Source organism: Celeribacter ethanolicus, from assembly GCF_001550095.1.
In the GTDB taxonomy this organism is placed as follows: domain Bacteria; phylum Pseudomonadota; class Alphaproteobacteria; order Rhodobacterales; family Rhodobacteraceae; genus Celeribacter; species Celeribacter ethanolicus.
The window spans coordinates 114,878-130,077 of sequence record NZ_LRUC01000013.1; the positions used below are offsets into that span (position 1 = coordinate 114,878).

Annotated in this window: 16 protein-coding genes; 9 read left to right on the forward strand and 7 right to left on the reverse strand. The window is 62.7% G+C overall.

The features are described from left to right. Positions 1–115 precede the first annotated feature (115 nt). Positions 116–664, reverse strand: a complete 549-nt coding sequence (locus NH195_RS07135) for a peroxiredoxin (RefSeq protein ID WP_066705000.1) — start codon at positions 662–664, stop codon at positions 116–118. 228 nt (positions 665–892) lie between these two features. Between NH195_RS07135 and lipA the strand changes: the two genes are divergently transcribed. From lipA to NH195_RS07150, 3 genes are all read left to right on the forward strand, one after another. After that, a complete protein-coding gene (gene lipA / locus NH195_RS07140; RefSeq protein WP_066705002.1) occupies positions 893–1,843 on the forward strand; it encodes a lipoyl synthase in 951 nt (316 codons plus the stop codon). Further along, positions 1,844–2,959 carry a THUMP domain-containing class I SAM-dependent RNA methyltransferase gene (locus NH195_RS07145; protein ID WP_066705003.1) on the forward strand — a complete coding sequence of 372 codons (1,116 nt, stop codon included), beginning with the start codon at positions 1,844–1,846 and terminating at the stop codon, positions 2,957–2,959. Between the two features lie 105 nt (positions 2,960–3,064). Next, the gene (locus NH195_RS07150; protein WP_066705005.1) at positions 3,065–3,955 is read left to right on the forward strand and encodes a LysR family transcriptional regulator; all 891 of its coding nucleotides are present in this window, start codon (positions 3,065–3,067) and stop codon (positions 3,953–3,955) included. A gap of 29 nt (positions 3,956–3,984) precedes the next feature. Here NH195_RS07150 and NH195_RS21525 read toward each other — a convergent pair whose 3' ends face one another. Beyond that, on the reverse strand, positions 3,985–4,155 hold the full coding sequence (locus NH195_RS21525) for a hypothetical protein (RefSeq protein ID WP_202906489.1): 171 nt from the start codon (positions 4,153–4,155) through the stop codon (positions 3,985–3,987). Beyond that, positions 4,152–4,709 carry a hypoxanthine phosphoribosyltransferase gene (gene hpt / locus NH195_RS07155; protein WP_066705006.1) on the reverse strand — a complete coding sequence of 186 codons (558 nt, stop codon included), beginning with the start codon at positions 4,707–4,709 and terminating at the stop codon, positions 4,152–4,154. Before hpt ends, NH195_RS21525 begins: the two co-directional genes overlap by 4 nt. A gap of 78 nt (positions 4,710–4,787) precedes the next feature. Here hpt and NH195_RS07160 point away from each other — a divergent pair, with 78 nt between their 5' ends. Then, positions 4,788–5,234, forward strand: a complete 447-nt coding sequence (locus tag NH195_RS07160) for a type II toxin-antitoxin system RatA family toxin (RefSeq protein ID WP_066705007.1) — start codon at positions 4,788–4,790, stop codon at positions 5,232–5,234. A 33-nt stretch (positions 5,235–5,267) separates the two neighbouring features. Beyond that, positions 5,268–6,011, forward strand: a complete 744-nt coding sequence (locus tag NH195_RS07165) for a uracil-DNA glycosylase family protein (RefSeq protein ID WP_155846097.1) — start codon at positions 5,268–5,270, stop codon at positions 6,009–6,011. Positions 6,012–6,015: 4 nt separating this feature from the next. Here NH195_RS07165 and NH195_RS07170 read toward each other — a convergent pair whose 3' ends face one another. From NH195_RS07170 to NH195_RS07185, 4 genes are read right to left on the reverse strand one after another with little or no spacing between them, the layout of a single operon-like run. Then, a complete protein-coding gene (locus tag NH195_RS07170; protein ID WP_066705013.1) occupies positions 6,016–6,765 on the reverse strand; it encodes a sulfite exporter TauE/SafE family protein in 750 nt (249 codons plus the stop codon). Between the two features lie 41 nt (positions 6,766–6,806). Continuing rightward, the gene (locus tag NH195_RS07175; RefSeq protein ID WP_066705015.1) at positions 6,807–7,307 is read right to left on the reverse strand and encodes a CinA family protein; all 501 of its coding nucleotides are present in this window, start codon (positions 7,305–7,307) and stop codon (positions 6,807–6,809) included. Beyond that, complete coding sequence (locus tag NH195_RS07180) at positions 7,304–7,801, reverse strand: phosphatidylglycerophosphatase A family protein (protein WP_066705016.1); 498 nt, start codon at positions 7,799–7,801, stop codon at positions 7,304–7,306. The genes NH195_RS07175 and NH195_RS07180 overlap by 4 nt, the downstream gene beginning before the upstream one ends. 51 nt (positions 7,802–7,852) lie before the next feature. Beyond that, the gene (locus NH195_RS07185) at positions 7,853–9,046 is read right to left on the reverse strand and encodes a bifunctional 2-C-methyl-D-erythritol 4-phosphate cytidylyltransferase/2-C-methyl-D-erythritol 2,4-cyclodiphosphate synthase (protein ID WP_066705019.1); all 1,194 of its coding nucleotides are present in this window, start codon (positions 9,044–9,046) and stop codon (positions 7,853–7,855) included. A 168-nt stretch (positions 9,047–9,214) separates the two neighbouring features. Here NH195_RS07185 and dusB point away from each other — a divergent pair, with 168 nt between their 5' ends. The 4 genes from dusB to NH195_RS07205 all read left to right on the forward strand — a co-directional run bounded on the left by dusB (position 9,215) and on the right by NH195_RS07205 (position 15,184). Further along, the gene (gene dusB / locus NH195_RS07190) at positions 9,215–10,195 is read left to right on the forward strand and encodes a tRNA dihydrouridine synthase DusB (RefSeq protein WP_081423818.1); all 981 of its coding nucleotides are present in this window, start codon (positions 9,215–9,217) and stop codon (positions 10,193–10,195) included. After that, positions 10,192–11,277 (forward strand): two-component system sensor histidine kinase NtrB, encoded by a 1,086-nt coding sequence (locus tag NH195_RS07195; RefSeq protein WP_066705021.1) that lies wholly within the window; start codon positions 10,192–10,194, stop codon positions 11,275–11,277. Before dusB ends, NH195_RS07195 begins: the two co-directional genes overlap by 4 nt. Before the next feature lie 107 nt (positions 11,278–11,384). Then, complete coding sequence (locus NH195_RS07200; RefSeq protein ID WP_066705023.1) at positions 11,385–12,767, forward strand: response regulator; 1,383 nt, start codon at positions 11,385–11,387, stop codon at positions 12,765–12,767. Between the two features lie 140 nt (positions 12,768–12,907). Next, positions 12,908–15,184: a sensor histidine kinase NtrY-like gene (locus tag NH195_RS07205; protein ID WP_420795662.1), complete on the forward strand. Its 2,277-nt coding sequence runs from the start codon at positions 12,908–12,910 to the stop codon at positions 15,182–15,184. Positions 15,185–15,200 lie beyond the last annotated feature (16 nt).

Genomic DNA, 15,200 nt, shown 5'->3' on the forward strand with positions numbered 1-15,200 from the left:
CGTTCCGGGTATTCCCGGTATGCGACGGTATTCCGAGATCGCGCGATGCTGCGGATGCGAAAAGGCCCGCAGGGATGTCCTGCGGGCCTTTCGTAGGATCGGATCCGGGAGAGGATCAGGCGACGGCGACCGCTTCTTCGCCTTTGAGCCACTTCAGCACGTTCTCCGGGGAGGAGACGCCATAGGGGTCTTCGCCATGGTTGTCGCACAGACCCGGCTCTTCGAACCAGGCTTCGACCACACCGTCATTGACGACGGCGGCGTAGCGCCAGGAGCGCAGGCCGAAGCCGAGGTTGTCCTTGCGCACCAGCATGCCGACGCGGCGGGTGAATTCGCCGGAGCCGTCCGGGATCACGCCGACGTTCTCAAGTTCTTGAGATTGCGCCCATTTGTTCATGACGAAGCTGTCGTTCACGGACATGCAGTAGATCGCGTCGATGCCCAGTTCCTTGAACTCCGGGAAGCCTTTTTCAAAGCCCGGAAGCTGGTAGGTGGAGCAGGTCGGCGTGAAGGCGCCGGGCAGAGAGAACAGCACGACGCGCTTGCCCGCGAAGTAATCGGAGGTGGTCTTGTCCTCCCATTTGAACGGGTTCGGACCGCCGATGCTGTCGTCGCGAACGCGGGTGTGGAAGGTCACTTCGGGCAGTTTGTAACCGGCTTTCATGGGAAAACTCCTTGAGCTTGCGCTTCTCCGTGCAGGGAGGCGCTTCATTATGCCGCATCTTTTAGAGCGATTCTAAACGAGCTATCAATGTGCCTGCAGCAGAAATCGCTGCACAGGCGAGATGCGGGCGAGATGCGGGCGAGATGCGCGGTTTTCGCGAGACATTTGCAGGCAGCTTGCCTATATCGTGGTCCAAACGGAAAAGCCCAAACGGAAAAGACCCCCGCCATGCGTGATCTCAAGATTCCCGATCAGCGTCACCCCGAAAAGGCGCATCGTCCCGACAATGCTCAGCCGAAGAAGCCGAGCTGGATCCGGGTCAAGGCGCCGACCTCGAAGGGCTACATGGACACGCACAAGATCATGCGCGAGCATAAACTCGTGACGGTCTGCGAAGAGGCGGGCTGTCCGAACGCGGGTGAATGCTGGTCGCAGGGCCATGCCACCATGATGATCATGGGCGAGATTTGTACCCGGGGTTGTACCTTCTGCAATGTCGCCACCGGGCGCCCCGATGCGTTGGACGTTTTTGAGCCGGGGCGCGTGGCCGATGCGGTTCAGAAACTGGGGCTCAAACACGTTGTGATCACCTCTGTGGACCGCGACGATCTGGAAGATGGCGGGGCGGAGCATTTCGCGATGACCATCCGCGCGGTCCGCAAACGCTCGCCGGAGACCACCATCGAAATTCTCACGCCGGATTTCCTGAAATGCGACCCTTCGGCGCTGGAAACGGTGGTCGCGGCCAAGCCCGACGTGTTCAACCACAACCTCGAGACCGTGCCGGGCCTCTATCACGAGGTGCGCCCCGGTGCGCGTTACTTCCACTCCCTGCGGCTGTTGCAGCGGGTGAAGGAGCTTGATCCGACGATGTTCACCAAATCCGGCATCATGGTGGGGCTGGGCGAGAAACGCCCCGAGGTGCTGCAAGTCATGGACGACATGCGCGCCGCCGACATCGACTTCATGACCATCGGTCAGTATCTTCAACCGACGCCGAAACACCATCGTGTCGCCGAGTTCATTACGCCGGATGAGTTCAAAAGCTACGAAAAAGCCGCGATCAACAAAGGCTTTCTGATGGTCTCCGCCACGCCGCTGACGCGGTCGTCCTACCATGCGGGCGACGATTTCGCCCGTCTGCGCGAAAACCGCCTGAAGAAACTCGGTCAGGCGTAAGTGTCGGGAACATTTGAAATTTTCCTCGGCACGCAGCCGGGGCTTGAGCCGTATCTTCTGGCCGAGGCGGTGGAGGCGGGGTTTCCGTCGCCTGTCGCCGTGGGCGGGGGCGTGACTTTTGAAGGCACCTGGGACGACGTGGTGCGGGCCAATCTGGTGTTGCGGGGGGCTGCGCGTGTGTTGGCGCGGATCGGCACGTTCCGGGCGTTTCATCTGGCGCAGCTCGACAAGCGGGCGCGCAAATTTCCCTGGGGTGAGGTGCTGAGGCCCGATGTGCCGTTCCGGGTCGAGGTCGTCACCGGCAAGCGCAACAAGATTTACCACGCAGGCGCCGCGCAGGAACGCATCGAGCGCGCGATCACCGAGGAATTGGGCGCGCCTGTGTCGGCCGAGGCCGAGGTGGTGCTCAAGGTGCGGATCGAGGATGACAATGTGATCCTGTCGGTCGACACCTCCGGCGAGGCGCTGCACAAGCGCGGCTACAAGGCGGGTGTCGGCAAGGCGCCGATGCGCGAAACCATGGCGGCGCTCTTTCTGCGGGCCTGCGGTTATGACGGGCGTGAACCGGTGCTCGATCCGATGTGCGGTTCGGGGACCTTTGTGATCGAGGCGGCGGAATGGGCGCGGGGGCGGATGCCCGGTCGTGCGCGTGGCTTTGCCTTCGAGCATCTCGCGCCGTTCGATGCGCAGGTTGTGCAAAAAATCAAAGCGAACTGGCGGGAACGCGAAACGGCTCTGCGGTTTTACGGATCAGATCGCAATGTGAATGTTGTTCGCATGGCGACCGACAATGCTGAACGCGCCGGCGTGGCCGATCTGTGCCATTTCAAACCCGTACCGGTCTCGGAGGTCGAACGGCCCGAGGGCCAGCCCGGTCTGGTGATCGTCAACCCGCCCTATGGCGCGAGGATCGGCAAAAAGAAAGATCTCTACGCGCTTTACGGCGCCTTCGGGCAGGTGATGCGGGAGCGTTTCACCGGTTGGCGGGTCGGCATGATTACCTCCGACGGGCAACTGGCGCAGGCCACGGGGCTGCCCTGGGAGCCGCTTTCCGCACCGATTGCCCATGGCGGGCTCAAGGTGCGGCTATACAGGACTGCAGTTTTGCAGGCCTGATTTTGCACCGGGCCGTGCAAAAATCGCTTCAAATGTGATCTCTCTCAAGGCATTTTCTCACATTCCTATGCTAATATACGTGCGTATAGGAGGGGAGGTTTTGAAATGATGCACAGGCCGAATTGGGATGATTACCGCTTCGTGCTCGCCGTGGCGCGGACGGGGTCGGTATCCGGTGCGGCGCGTGAGCTGGGGGTCAACCATGCCACCGTCTTGCGGCGCGTGGCGGGGATCGAAAAGCGGCTCGGCGTCGAACTGTTCGAGAAATCCGTGCGCGGCTATGAGATCGCGCCGGAGAAATTGCGGCTGATCGAGGCTGCGCGCGAGGTGGAGGCTGCGGTGAGTGCGGTCGAACGTCTGGCGCGGGCGGGCGAGGCGCCGCTTGCGGGGGTGATCCGGGTGACATCGACGGACACCTTCTGTCAGGTGGTGCTTCCGCCGCTCCTGGCGCGTCTGTCGGCGCATGAGAAGGAGCTGTCCTTCGAGCTGATCTCGAACAACGCGCATCTGGATCTGTCGCGGCTGCATGCCGATGTGACGGTTCGCCCGACGTTCAAACTGCCGGAAGAACTGCACGGCGAGATGGCGGCGCAGATGCGGTTCGGGTTCTATGCCCGCTCGACCGAGGTGCCGGCGGACCGCTGGATCGGGCTGACGGGCGCAATCGGACGCTCGCATGCGGCGCAGAAGTTGCGCGAGGAGCTGGAGCGGCGCAAAGTCACCTTCGTGGCCGCCGCCGACAGTTTCCTGACGCTCAAGGCGCTGGCGGAAACCGGCATCGGTCGGGTGATGTTGCCGGTGGTGCTTGGCAATGCCGCGCCGAAGCTCGTGCCCGTGGAGCCGGTGGTCGATCTGGCACCTTTGCCGGTCTTTGTGGCCTCGCATGCCGATCTGGCCGATGCGCCGCGTCTGCGGCAGGCACGCGCCCGGATCGCGGCGGCGCTGGAGGCGGAGGAACCGCACTTGATGGGCAAGGTTCTGGTGCCGGGGCAGTAATCCGACATCCTCGGATATGCGGCGGGTCCTTAACGGGGGCCGCCGTTGATCTGCATCCAGGCCGGCAGGCCGAAGAGTTTTTCCACAAGGACAAGTGCCAGACAGGTGGCGACGATGGCGAAGATGAAGACGACCCGTTTCGCCGAAGGTGGATTTTGCGACCAGCGTTTGGCGCGCAGCAGCCAGTGCATGGGGGTCATGCGGGCGTTTCCGGTGCGTCGTCGAAGACCACGGAGCCGATGAAGGGCAGGTTGCGGTTGGCCTGCGCATAGTCGATGCCATAGCCCACGACGAAAGCGTCGGGGATTTCAAAGCCGATCCATGTGGCCTTGAGATCGACCTCGCGGCGGGCGGGTTTGTCCAGAAGGGCGATGGTCTCGAGCTTGCGCGGTTTGCGCGATTTCAAGAGCTTGATGACGGCGGAGAGGGTGTGGCCGGTGTCGACGATGTCTTCGACCACCAACACGTCACGGCCCTCGATCGGGTTGCGCAGGTCCTTGAGGATGCGCACTTCGCGAGAGGATTCCGTGCCGTCGCCATAGGAGGAGGCTTCGAGGAAATCGACCTCGACATTCATGTCCAGTTCGCGCACCAGATCGGCGATGAACACGAAAGACCCGCGCAGCAGACCCACGACCACGAGTTTGTCCGTGTCCTTGTAGGCGCGCCGGATTTCTTTTGCGAGATCCTCGATCCGCGCCGCGATGGCCTTGGCCGAGATCATGGTGTCGATGTGATATGGCCGCTGCGTCATGCTGTCCCCTCTTTGGACTCTTGCATTTTCCGTCTCGGCCATAGATGTATCAGGCCGGACAAAGACAGACCAGAGACCATGCCGACGCATCAGGAAACAAAACACCTCCCCTACAGCGCCGATCAGATGTACGCGCTTGTGGCGGATGTGGAGAATTACCCGAAATTCCTGCCGTGGAACGCCGCCGCGCGCATTCGCTCGCGCACGGATATGGGCGACCACGAGTTGATGCTGGCCGATCTGGTGATCTCGTTCAAAGTGTTCCGCGAGAAATTCGGCTCTCGGGTCAAACTCTACCCGGCGGAGCGCAAGATCGACACGGAATATCTCGACGGGCCGTTTCGCTATATGAAAAGCTGGTGGGTCTTTACACCCGCCGCGGATGGCGGTTGTGACATCGAGTTCTTTGTCGATTTCGAATTCAAGAACGCGATCCTGCAAGGCGTGATCGGCGTGGTGTTCAACGAGGCGATGCAGCGCATCGTGCGGGCGTTCGAGCGCCGGGCGCAGGAGTTGTACGGCTGAGGATATTTAGTCTTATTAGGGGAAATATCATGAATGGATATTACTGAGATTAGATTTAATACTGGCGTTTGGAACGACGTCATTGAAAGCCAGACGCCGTTATTTTCCTCTGAAGCATTGCTCCGTGCGTCTGATGAAATCAGGGATGTTTTCTATGGACCCCACCCTGAGGGCCGACAAATGCCCACGATTTCACGCGATCATTGGAATTCTTCTCTCTGGAAGGAGCATATGCAGGTTGAAGTTGGATATGATCTTCCCTGTCTTTTGTCTCTGGACCGCCCTGCGAAGGGCAGGGTGATGTTCTGTGCCCAAGATCCTTGGCGGAAAGGTGAGGAGCAGAAAGTCACCGTCGGCACCTTTTTCGGCATCGACAATGAATACTATCGGAACAGACGGCATTACAAAATGCTCTGGAACCTGATCGTGCGTTGCCTTGAGACGGGGTATGACGTTTGGGTTACGGATGCGATCAAGCTCTATGCTGGCAGGAATGTTGTTATGCGGAACGCTCCGCTTCGCGATCTGTGCTTTTCAGTTCTACGTGACGAGGTGGCTGCTGTGAACCCCTCTGCCATTCTTGCTTTCGGTAAGGTTGCTGGCTGGGCTCTTGAGAGCGCTCAAATCGAAAGGGACTTTATCCGGGGCGTTCATCCGACAGCCAGAGGCGTGCGCGGTTCGATGTCTGAACGCGGAGAGCGCTATTGGGATAGCGTGACCCAAGTTTTGCGCGACCCTTTCCATCCTCACTCCCATGAATGTGATTGCAACGGCTGAGCGCTCAGAACAGCCGCACCGTGAAGATCACTGTCATCACCAGCCCGACCAGCACGATGAACTGTTTGAGCCGGGCGGTGTTGCGGATGCGGCGGGCGAAATGCGCGCCTAAAAATCCGCCCGCGACCATCGCTCCGGCCAGAAGCGCGGCATAGTCCCAGGCGATGACGCCTGCGAGCGCATAGGTCACGGCGGAGACCAGCGACAAGAGCACCGACAGCGCGTTTTTCAGCCCGTTCATGGCATGCAGGTCGGTGTAGCCGATGAGGCCCAGCACGGCCAGAAGCATGATCCCCAGCCCGCCATTGAAATAGCCGCCATAGATCGACACCAGCAACAGCGCGATGGCCGCGCCCGTAGGCGCCAGCATGTCGCGGGCCAAAAGGCGCCGGATCAGTTGCGGCCCCCCGGCAAAAAGCAGGGTGGCCAGCGCCATGAGGCCGGGCACGGCGATGAGAAACGTGTCATTGGGCGTGATCAACAACAGACCCGCGCCAAGAAGGCCGCCGAGGGCCGAGACGGCGATCATGCGCAGGGCGGGCATATTGGCGGTGGTGTGCAGGTCGCGGCGATAGGCCCAGACGCTGCTGACATAGCCGGGCAGGGCGCAGAGCGTGGCGGTGGCATTGGCGGACACGGCAGGCACGCCCGCGAAGATCAGCGCGGGCAGGGTCAGAAAGGTACCGCCCCCCGCAACGGCATTGAGCATGCCCCCCAAGAGCCCGGCGACGAGCACCAGCAGAATGTCGATCATGTTTCCTCCCGATCCGGCGTGTGCCCGCCGATTTTATGCTCTTATGTCCTGAGCGCCGAGCGCAGCATTTCGAGTGCATGCTCCACCGTCGCGCCACGCACGCCCGCCCGGCCCAAGGGACCGAATTCCACGGTTTCCACCACGGTGACCGCGCCCTTGCGGGCAAGGCCGAAACAGACCCGGCCTTCGGGCTTGTGCTCAGAACCGCCCGGGCCTGCGATGCCGGTGACGGCGACAGCGATCCCGGCCATGGATTTCGCAAGCGCGCCTTCCGCCATCTCCTGAGCCACCTGTTCGGAGACCGCACCATGTTCAGCGAGCGTCACAGGCGAAACACCGATCATCTCGCGCTTGGCGGTGTTGGAATAGGTGACATAGCCGCGATCCACCACGTCGGAGGAGCCGGGGATCTCGGTCAGCGTGCCGACGATCAGCCCGCCGGTGCAGCTTTCGGCGGTGGCGATCATCAGGCCTGCGGTGCGGGCCAGCGCAAGCACCTCTTCGGCCAGCGCGAGGGGCAGGGTAGTGGCATGCGCGCTCATTGGATCAGACCGTGATAGACGCCTGCAAAGACCAGAACGACGACGGCGGCGAAGACGCCCGCGATGACGTCGTCGAGCATCACACCAAGCGCATCGCCGCGCCGGTCGGCCCAGCCGATGGGGCCCGGTTTCCAGATGTCGAACAGGCGGAAGGCGAGAAAGGCGGTGGGCCATGCGGGCCAGAGCGTGGTGGAGGGCATACCGGCCATGGCGGAGCCGATGGAGACCGGGATGAGCGCGATCCACATGCCGACCAGCTCGTCGATGACGATCTCGGAGGGGTCTTCGTTGTCGCTGTTTGCGGTCATTTTCTGGGTGGCCCAGAGGCCTGCGACAAAGGCCACCGCTGTGCCGATCAGCACGCCGGGGACGCCGAGGCTTTCATGCAGCGCCCAGAACAGCGGCACGGCGGCGGCGGAGCCCCAGGTGCCGGAGGCGGGTTTCATGTAGCCGATCTTGGCGAGGGTCGCGATCAGTTCCGCATAGGGGTTCATCCGGGGTCTCCTTCAGGTCTTTGACCGGGGCCTTTGCCGCGGTTTTGTCGCTCAGCTCTTGATCAGGGCGGCGGTCGCGAGCGACGCGATGCCCTCTTCGCGCCCGGTGAAGCCGAGCCGCTCGGAGGTGGTCGCCTTGACCGAGACTTTCTCCACATCGACGCCCATGATATCCGCCAGAGCGGCGCGCATCGAGGCGGCATGGGGTCCCACCTTGGGGCGTTCGCACACCAGCGTGACGTCGCAATTCATCATCTCATAACCCATCTCGCGCGCAAGCCCGATGGCATGGCGCAGGAAGATATGGCTTTCGGCGCCTTTCCATTGCGGGTCCGAGGGCGGAAAATGCTGACCGATGTCGCCGCGCGCCAGTGCGCCGTAAATCGCATCGGTGAGCGCATGCATGCCGACATCGGCGTCGGAATGGCCCTGAAGGCTGCGCCCGTGCGGGAGTTTCACGCCGCAGAGCCAGACATGGTCGCCCTCGCCGAAACGGTGCACGTCATAGCCATTGCCCAAGCGTATATCGGGGCGGATTTCCATCGCTGCCTTCTCCTGTTGTCTTTGACGCAGAACTGCGTCGGCCCGGGCGAAATCGCCGGGGTGGGTGATCTTGAAATTCTCTTCCGAGCCTTCGGTGATCGCCACGGCGATGCCATGGGCGCGTGCCACTTCGACATCGTCGGCGGCCTCGCCCTGAAAGGCGCGGTGGGCGGTCAGAATGGCGTCGAAGACAAAACCCTGTGGCGTCTGGGCGCGATACAGCCCGCTGCGATCGCGGGTGCCCTCGACGAAAATGCCTGTTTCATCGGCATTTTGCGAGGACGCGCCGTGCCAGAGCGCATCCGAGACCATGAGCGCAGGTGCTGCGCCCTCGTGGGTTTCGAGTGCGGTGAGCACGCCTTCGATCACCTCGGTAGGGATCAGGGCGCGGGCCGCGTCATGGATCAGAACCCGGTCGAAATCCTGACCGGAAAGTGCCTCAAGCCCCGCCTTCACGGAAGCCGATCGGGTCGCGCCACCGGAAACAAGCGTCACGTTTTCAAGGCTTTGCGCCAGATCGAAATCGTCCGCGTGATGCACGACGACGATGCGCGCGACATGCGGGCGAAAGGCGGCGATGGCATGGTCGATGACGCGCAGGGCTGTGGGGGCGGCCCCCAGCCTTTGCCATTGCTTCGGCATCTCCCCGCCCGCGCGGGTGCCGCGTCCGGCGGCGACGATCAGAGCTGCGATTTTTGTCATGGGTTTTGGCATAATCGGTGGCGCGCAGGCTTGCAATGCGCTGTTTTTGACCTGAGGGATGGTTAAATTTTATGCATAACGTGTTTTTCGCCACATTTTTCGCCGCGATCCTTTGCGACTCGCGGCTGTGACCGCTACCTCTGTCCGAAATGCTCAAGGATTAATCGCTTGCCCGTTGAATTGGCGCAACTCGCACTGGACCCGCCCGTGTTCCTGGCCCCCATGGCTGGCATCACGGACCTGCCGTTTCGCGATCTGGTCGCGTCTTTCGGTGCGGGGTTGGTGGTGTCGGAGATGGTCGCCTCGCATGACATGCTGAACGCACGTCCGGGCGCGCGCGAGAAGGCGGAGCTTGGTTTCGGGGTCGAGAACACCGCCGTGCAGCTTGCGGGGCGCGAGGCGGAGCCGATGGCGCTCGCGGCAAAAATGGCCGAAGACAATGGCGCGCAGATCATCGACATCAACATGGGCTGTCCGGCGAAAAAGGTGGTGTCGGGTTATTCCGGCTCGGCGCTGATGCGCGATCTCGATCATGCGTTGAGCCTGATCGAAGCGGTGGTGGGGGCGGTTGCCGTACCCGTGACGCTCAAAACCAGGCTTGGCTGGGACGATGCGCTTTTGAATGCGCCGGAACTGGCGAAACGCGCCGAAGAGGCGGGCATTCAGATGATCACGATCCATGGCCGGACGCGGTGCCAGTTCTACAAGGGGCGCGCCGATTGGGCGGCGATCCGGGCGGTGAAGGACGTGGTGGCGATCCCGGTGATCGCCAATGGTGACATCACCAGCCCCGAGGCTGCGCGGATGGCGCTGGCGCAATCGGGGGCCGACGGGGTGATGATCGGGCGGGGCGCGCAGGGGCGTCCGTGGATTTTGGCGCAGGTCGCTGCGAACCTGACCGGTGCACCAATGCCCGCGCGCCCCGAGGGCAAGGATTTCGCCGACATGGTCGCGGGTCATTACGAGGCAGGGCTCACGTTTTATGGCGAAGCCTTGGGCGGTCGGGTGATGCGCAAACATCTGGGCTGGTACATGGATACGGCGGGCACGGCGGATGCGCTGCGCAAGCGCGTTTTGACGCAAAAATCGCCGCGCGACGTGTTCGCGCTGCTGCCCGAAGCGCTGAGCGGGGAGGTCTGCGCCGCATGACACATCGTTTCGACATGCTCTGGCCCTCGCTGCCGGTGCCCGCGATCATGATCGACGCGGATGACCAGATCGTCGAGGTCAATTCTGCCGCCGAGCTGTTTCTCAACGCCTCCGCCAAGGCGCTGACCGGCGTGCCGGTGTTCGACAAGCTCGCCATCGACGCGCCTCTGGAAGAGGCCTTCGGACGTGTGCGGCGTGACGATTCCCCCTTGTTTATCAACAATGTCGATGTCTCGGGCGGCAATGCGGCGCCGGTGCAGTGCAACATCCAGATCGCGCCCTTGCAGGGCATGGACAACTGGCTTGTCCTGCTGATGGAACCGCGCCAGATCGCCGACCGGCTGGGCCGGGCACATCAGGTCAAGACCTCGGCGCGCTCGGCCATTGGCATGGCGGAAATGCTGGCGCATGAGATCAAGAACCCGCTGGCGGGCATCACGGGCGCGGCGCAGCTTTTGTCGATGAGCCTCACGCCGGAGGATCTGGAGCTGACCGATCTGATCGTGGCTGAGAGCCGCCGGATCGTGGCGCTTCTGGAGCAGGTGGAGCAATTCGGCAACCTGCGCCCGCCCGCGAAACGCCCGATCAACATTCACGACCTCTTGGACCGGGCACGCAAATCCGCCGAGTTGTCTTACGGCGCGAACATGAAATTCATTGAGGAGTTCGACCCCTCTCTGCCACCCACCTTCGTCGATGGTGATCAGATCCTTCAGGTGTTTCTGAACCTGATTAAAAACGCCTCTGAGGCGGCGGGCAAGGGGGGCGGTACGATCCGGCTTCGGACCTTCTACGACCTGTCGCTACGCCTGCGGCGCAAGGACGGCACGGGGGCGGCGCTGCCGCTTCAGGTCGAGATCATCGACGACGGCCCTGGACTTCCGCCGGAGATTGCCGCCGATGTGTTCGAACCCTTCGTCTCGGGGCGCGAGAACGGCACGGGGCTGGGCCTTGCACTGGTGTCGAAGATTATTTCCGATCACGAGGGTTGGATTTCCGTGGATTCCGTGCCCGGCAGAACCGTGTTCCGCATCTCGCTTCCGGTCGCGCCGCGCGAACCGAGAAAGAGTGAGCCGAAATAAAGAGTGACATGCGCGTGACAGGTCATAAAGTTGAGAAAAACCCCGCAGAGAAGGGGGCTGCGCGCGGGCCGATGGGCTCGATGCGAGACTGACAAGGAGAGAATACTATGGATGGCACGATCCTCGTCGCCGATGACGACCGCACGATCCGCACGGTCCTGACCCAGGCGCTGACCCGCGCGGGCTGCAAGGTGCATGCGACCTCGTCTCTGGTCACGCTGATGCGCTGGGTGGAAGAGGGCAAAGGCGATCTGGTGATCTCCGATGTGATGATGCCCGATGGCAACGGGCTTGAGAGCCTGCCGCGCATCGCCGAACTGCGCCCCGGCCTGCCGGTGATCGTGATCTCGGCGCAGAACACCATCATGACGGCCATTCAGGCCGCCGAGGCCGAGGCCTTCGACTATCTGCCGAAGCCCTTCGACCTTCCCGACCTGATGAAGCGCGCGGCCAAGGCGCTCGAGGTCAAGCGTCGCGCCAATCCGGCGCCGTCGACCGCCAAGGCGCCGTCGGAACTGGGCGCGCCGCAGGAAGACCTGCCGCTGGTGGGGCGCACGCCCGCGATGCAGACGCTGTACCGGCTTGTCGCGCGCGTGATGAACACCGATCTGCCGGTGCTGATCACCGGCGAGAGCGGTACCGGCAAAAGCCTGATTGCACGCGCGATCCACGATTTCTCCGACCGTCGTAGCCTGCCGTTCGTGGTGGTCTCCGCCTCCGATTTGGCAACGATGGAAGGTCCCGCGGCGGTGATTTCCAAGGCCCGGAACGGCTCGATCCTGTTCGATGAGGTGGGCGATCTCGATGAGGAAGCGCAGGCCCGCATCGTGCGCATGCTCGACAGCTTTACCGACAACGCGCCACGCATCATGGCGACCTCGCAGGCCAATCTTTCGGCCAAGATGGAAAGCGGTGCCTTCCGTCAGGACCTGTTCTACCGCTTGGGCGGCGTGACGATTTCCGTGCCCTCGCTGCGCGAGCGGGTGGACGACATTCCGCTGCTGGCGGAGTTCTTCCTCTCGAAGGCCGAGCGCGACGGGCTGTCGGCGCGCCGCTTCACCGGCGAGGCGATGGATCTGGTGCGGGCCTATAGCTGGCCGGGCAACGTGCGCCAGTTGGAGAACACCATTCGTCGTCTGATCGTAACCTCGCCGGAGGAGGAAATCACCCGGATGGAGGTCGAGACCGTGCTGGGCAACCAGCCCGCGATGGAACCGCTGCAGGGCGGGGGCGAGGGCGAGAAGCTGTCGTCGTCGGTGGCCAAGCATCTGCGCCGCTATTTCGACCTGCACGGGGGCGTGCTGCCGCCGCCGGGTCTTTATCAGCGCATTCTGAAAGAGGTCGAGGGGCCGCTGATCGAGATCGCGCTCGATGCGGTCGGGGGAAATCAGGCCAAATGTGCCGATTTGCTTGGCATCAACCGCAATACCTTGCGGAAAAAGATCAATGACCTCGATATTCAGGTGACACGCCGTCGCAAGCTGATGTAAAAAGGCCACATCCGTGCCGAATAGGGCGCAGTGACCGGAATGACACTCCGCTGCGCTGTCTCTGCCACGGTGTCTTGCGTCAAACCCCATGAATAATGGGGCGCGCGGGGCTGGTTTTGAGCAGTACGAGGGTACGGTCCATGGCGCAAAAGCCCGTGGCACAAAGAATCGGTCGGCAAAGCTGGCACAGGCTGATGCGGCTTCGGCGGCAACGGCGGTTGCAGAATGCGGCGACCCTTGCCGTGTTCGTTCTCGGGCCGCTGCTGGCGGTGCTGACCTTCCTCGTTTTGGGGCCGCTCGACCATGGCCCGGCCTCTTCCGTGCTGCGCGGCGTGCTTTTGGCCGATGTGGTCTATATCATTGTCGTCGCGGGGCTCGTGGCGCAGCGCATCGCCAGTGTAATCGCCGCGCGCCGGGCGCATTCCGAGGGCTCGCGGCTGCACCTGCGCCTGTCGGGGGCCTTCGTGCTTCTGGCGCTCATCCCGACCGTCATGGTGGCTGTCTTCGCCGTGGTGACGGTGAATTTCGGCCTCGAGGGCTGGTTTTCCGACCGGGTGCGCAACGTGGTGGGCTCGTCTCTGGAAGCGGCGAAGGCCTATGAGACCGAACATCGTGACGGTCTGGCCGACGACACCCGCGCCTTGGCGAATTTCATCATTGATCGACGCCGCCAGGTCACGATTCTGTCCGACGGCGACTTGCGGCAGGTGCTCAACCAGGGGCAGGGGCTCATCCAGCGCGGTCTGCGCGAGGGCTATGTCATCGACCGGGCGGGCGAGATCAAGGCGCGGGGCGAGCGTTCCTATCTGTTCAATTACGAGAAACCGACGGAGGCGCAGAGGGCGCGGGCGGAGACCGGCGAACTGGTCCTGATCGACGATTGGGACCGCAACGAGAGCCGGGCGCTTCAGCGTCTGGCGGGCTTCTCCGACCGCTATCTCTACGTGACCCGCGATGTGGACGGCAAGATCCTCAACCTGCTCGATGAGACCCAGGACAGCATCGCGCTGTACAACCAGTTGGAAAGCGAGCGCGGGCGGCTGTTGTTCGAATTCGGTCTCTTGTACATCGGCTTTGCCATCATCCTCATTCTGGCCGCGACCTGGCTCGGTCTGTGGTTCGCCGAACGGCTGGCGCAGCCGATCGGGCGGCTGGCGGGCGCGGCGCAGAAGGTGGGCGAAGGCGATCTTTCGGTGCGTGTGCCCGAGGAAGAGGGGCAGGACGAGATCGCCACACTGGGTCGTGTGTTCAACCAGATGACCGGTCAGGTGAAGGTGCAGCGCGACGAATTGCTCGAACGCAACGCCCAGATCGAGCATCGCCGCCGGCTGTTCGATTCCGTGCTGTCCTCGGTGACGGCGGGGGTTGTGGGGCTGGACGCGGAGGGCCGTGTGACGCTTCTGAACCGCTCGGCGCAGGCGCTTTTGAATCTTGGCGAGCGCGACGTGACCGGCGAGGCGCTGGCCGTTGTCGTGCCGGAATTCGGTCCGCTCTTCGACCTGTTGCGCAGCCAGAAACGCGAGGTGGCACAGGAGGAGTTGCGGCTCATTCGGTCCGGCGCGCAGGAAAGCCTTTTGGTGCGGATCGCCACCCGACGTGACGTCGAAGGTGCGCTCGAGGGCTATGTGGTGGCCTTTGACGACGTGACGGATCTTGTGAGTGCACAGCGGCTGGCGGCCTGGGGCGATGTGGCGCGACGGATTGCGCATGAGATCAAGAACCCGCTGACGCCCATTCAATTGTCCGCCGAACGCATCCTGCGCAAATTCGGACGCGGGCTTGATGAGGAGGCGCGCGCGGATCTTGAGCAATATACTCAGGTCATCGTGCGCCAGACCGGTGATCTGCGCCGGATCGTCGACGAATTCTCGAAATTCGCCCGGATGCCAAGCCCGGAGCGGCGCGAGCACGATCTGGTCGAGCTGGTGAAGGGCGCGGTGCTGTTGCAGCAGAATGCCCAGCCGGATGTGAAGATCACGGCGCGGATCGAACCGACCACGGCGTTGGCCGAAGTCGATGCGACGATGATCGGGCAGGCGCTCACAAATTTGATCAAGAACGCTGGGGAAGCAATTGAAAGTCTTGAGGAGTGCGGAATTCCTCAGGGTTATGAGCCACGCATTCTCGTGGCCATGCAATGCGACGATCAGGAGGCGGTGATCACGGTGACGGACAACGGCATCGGCCTGCCGGAGGATCGTTCGCGGCTGTTCGAACCCTATGTGACGACGCGGGAAAAAGGCACCGGGCTGGGCCTGCCGATCGTCAAGAAGATCATCGAGGAACACGGCGGGACGCTGACGCTGACCGACGGGGCGCCTCTGGATGAGACGGGCCGGATCGGGGCCTGTGCGACCATTCGCATCGCTGTTGCAGGCGATGAGCGTGTTGAAGAAAAACAAGAACTTGCGGTGTAAAGATGAAGTCTGGAGT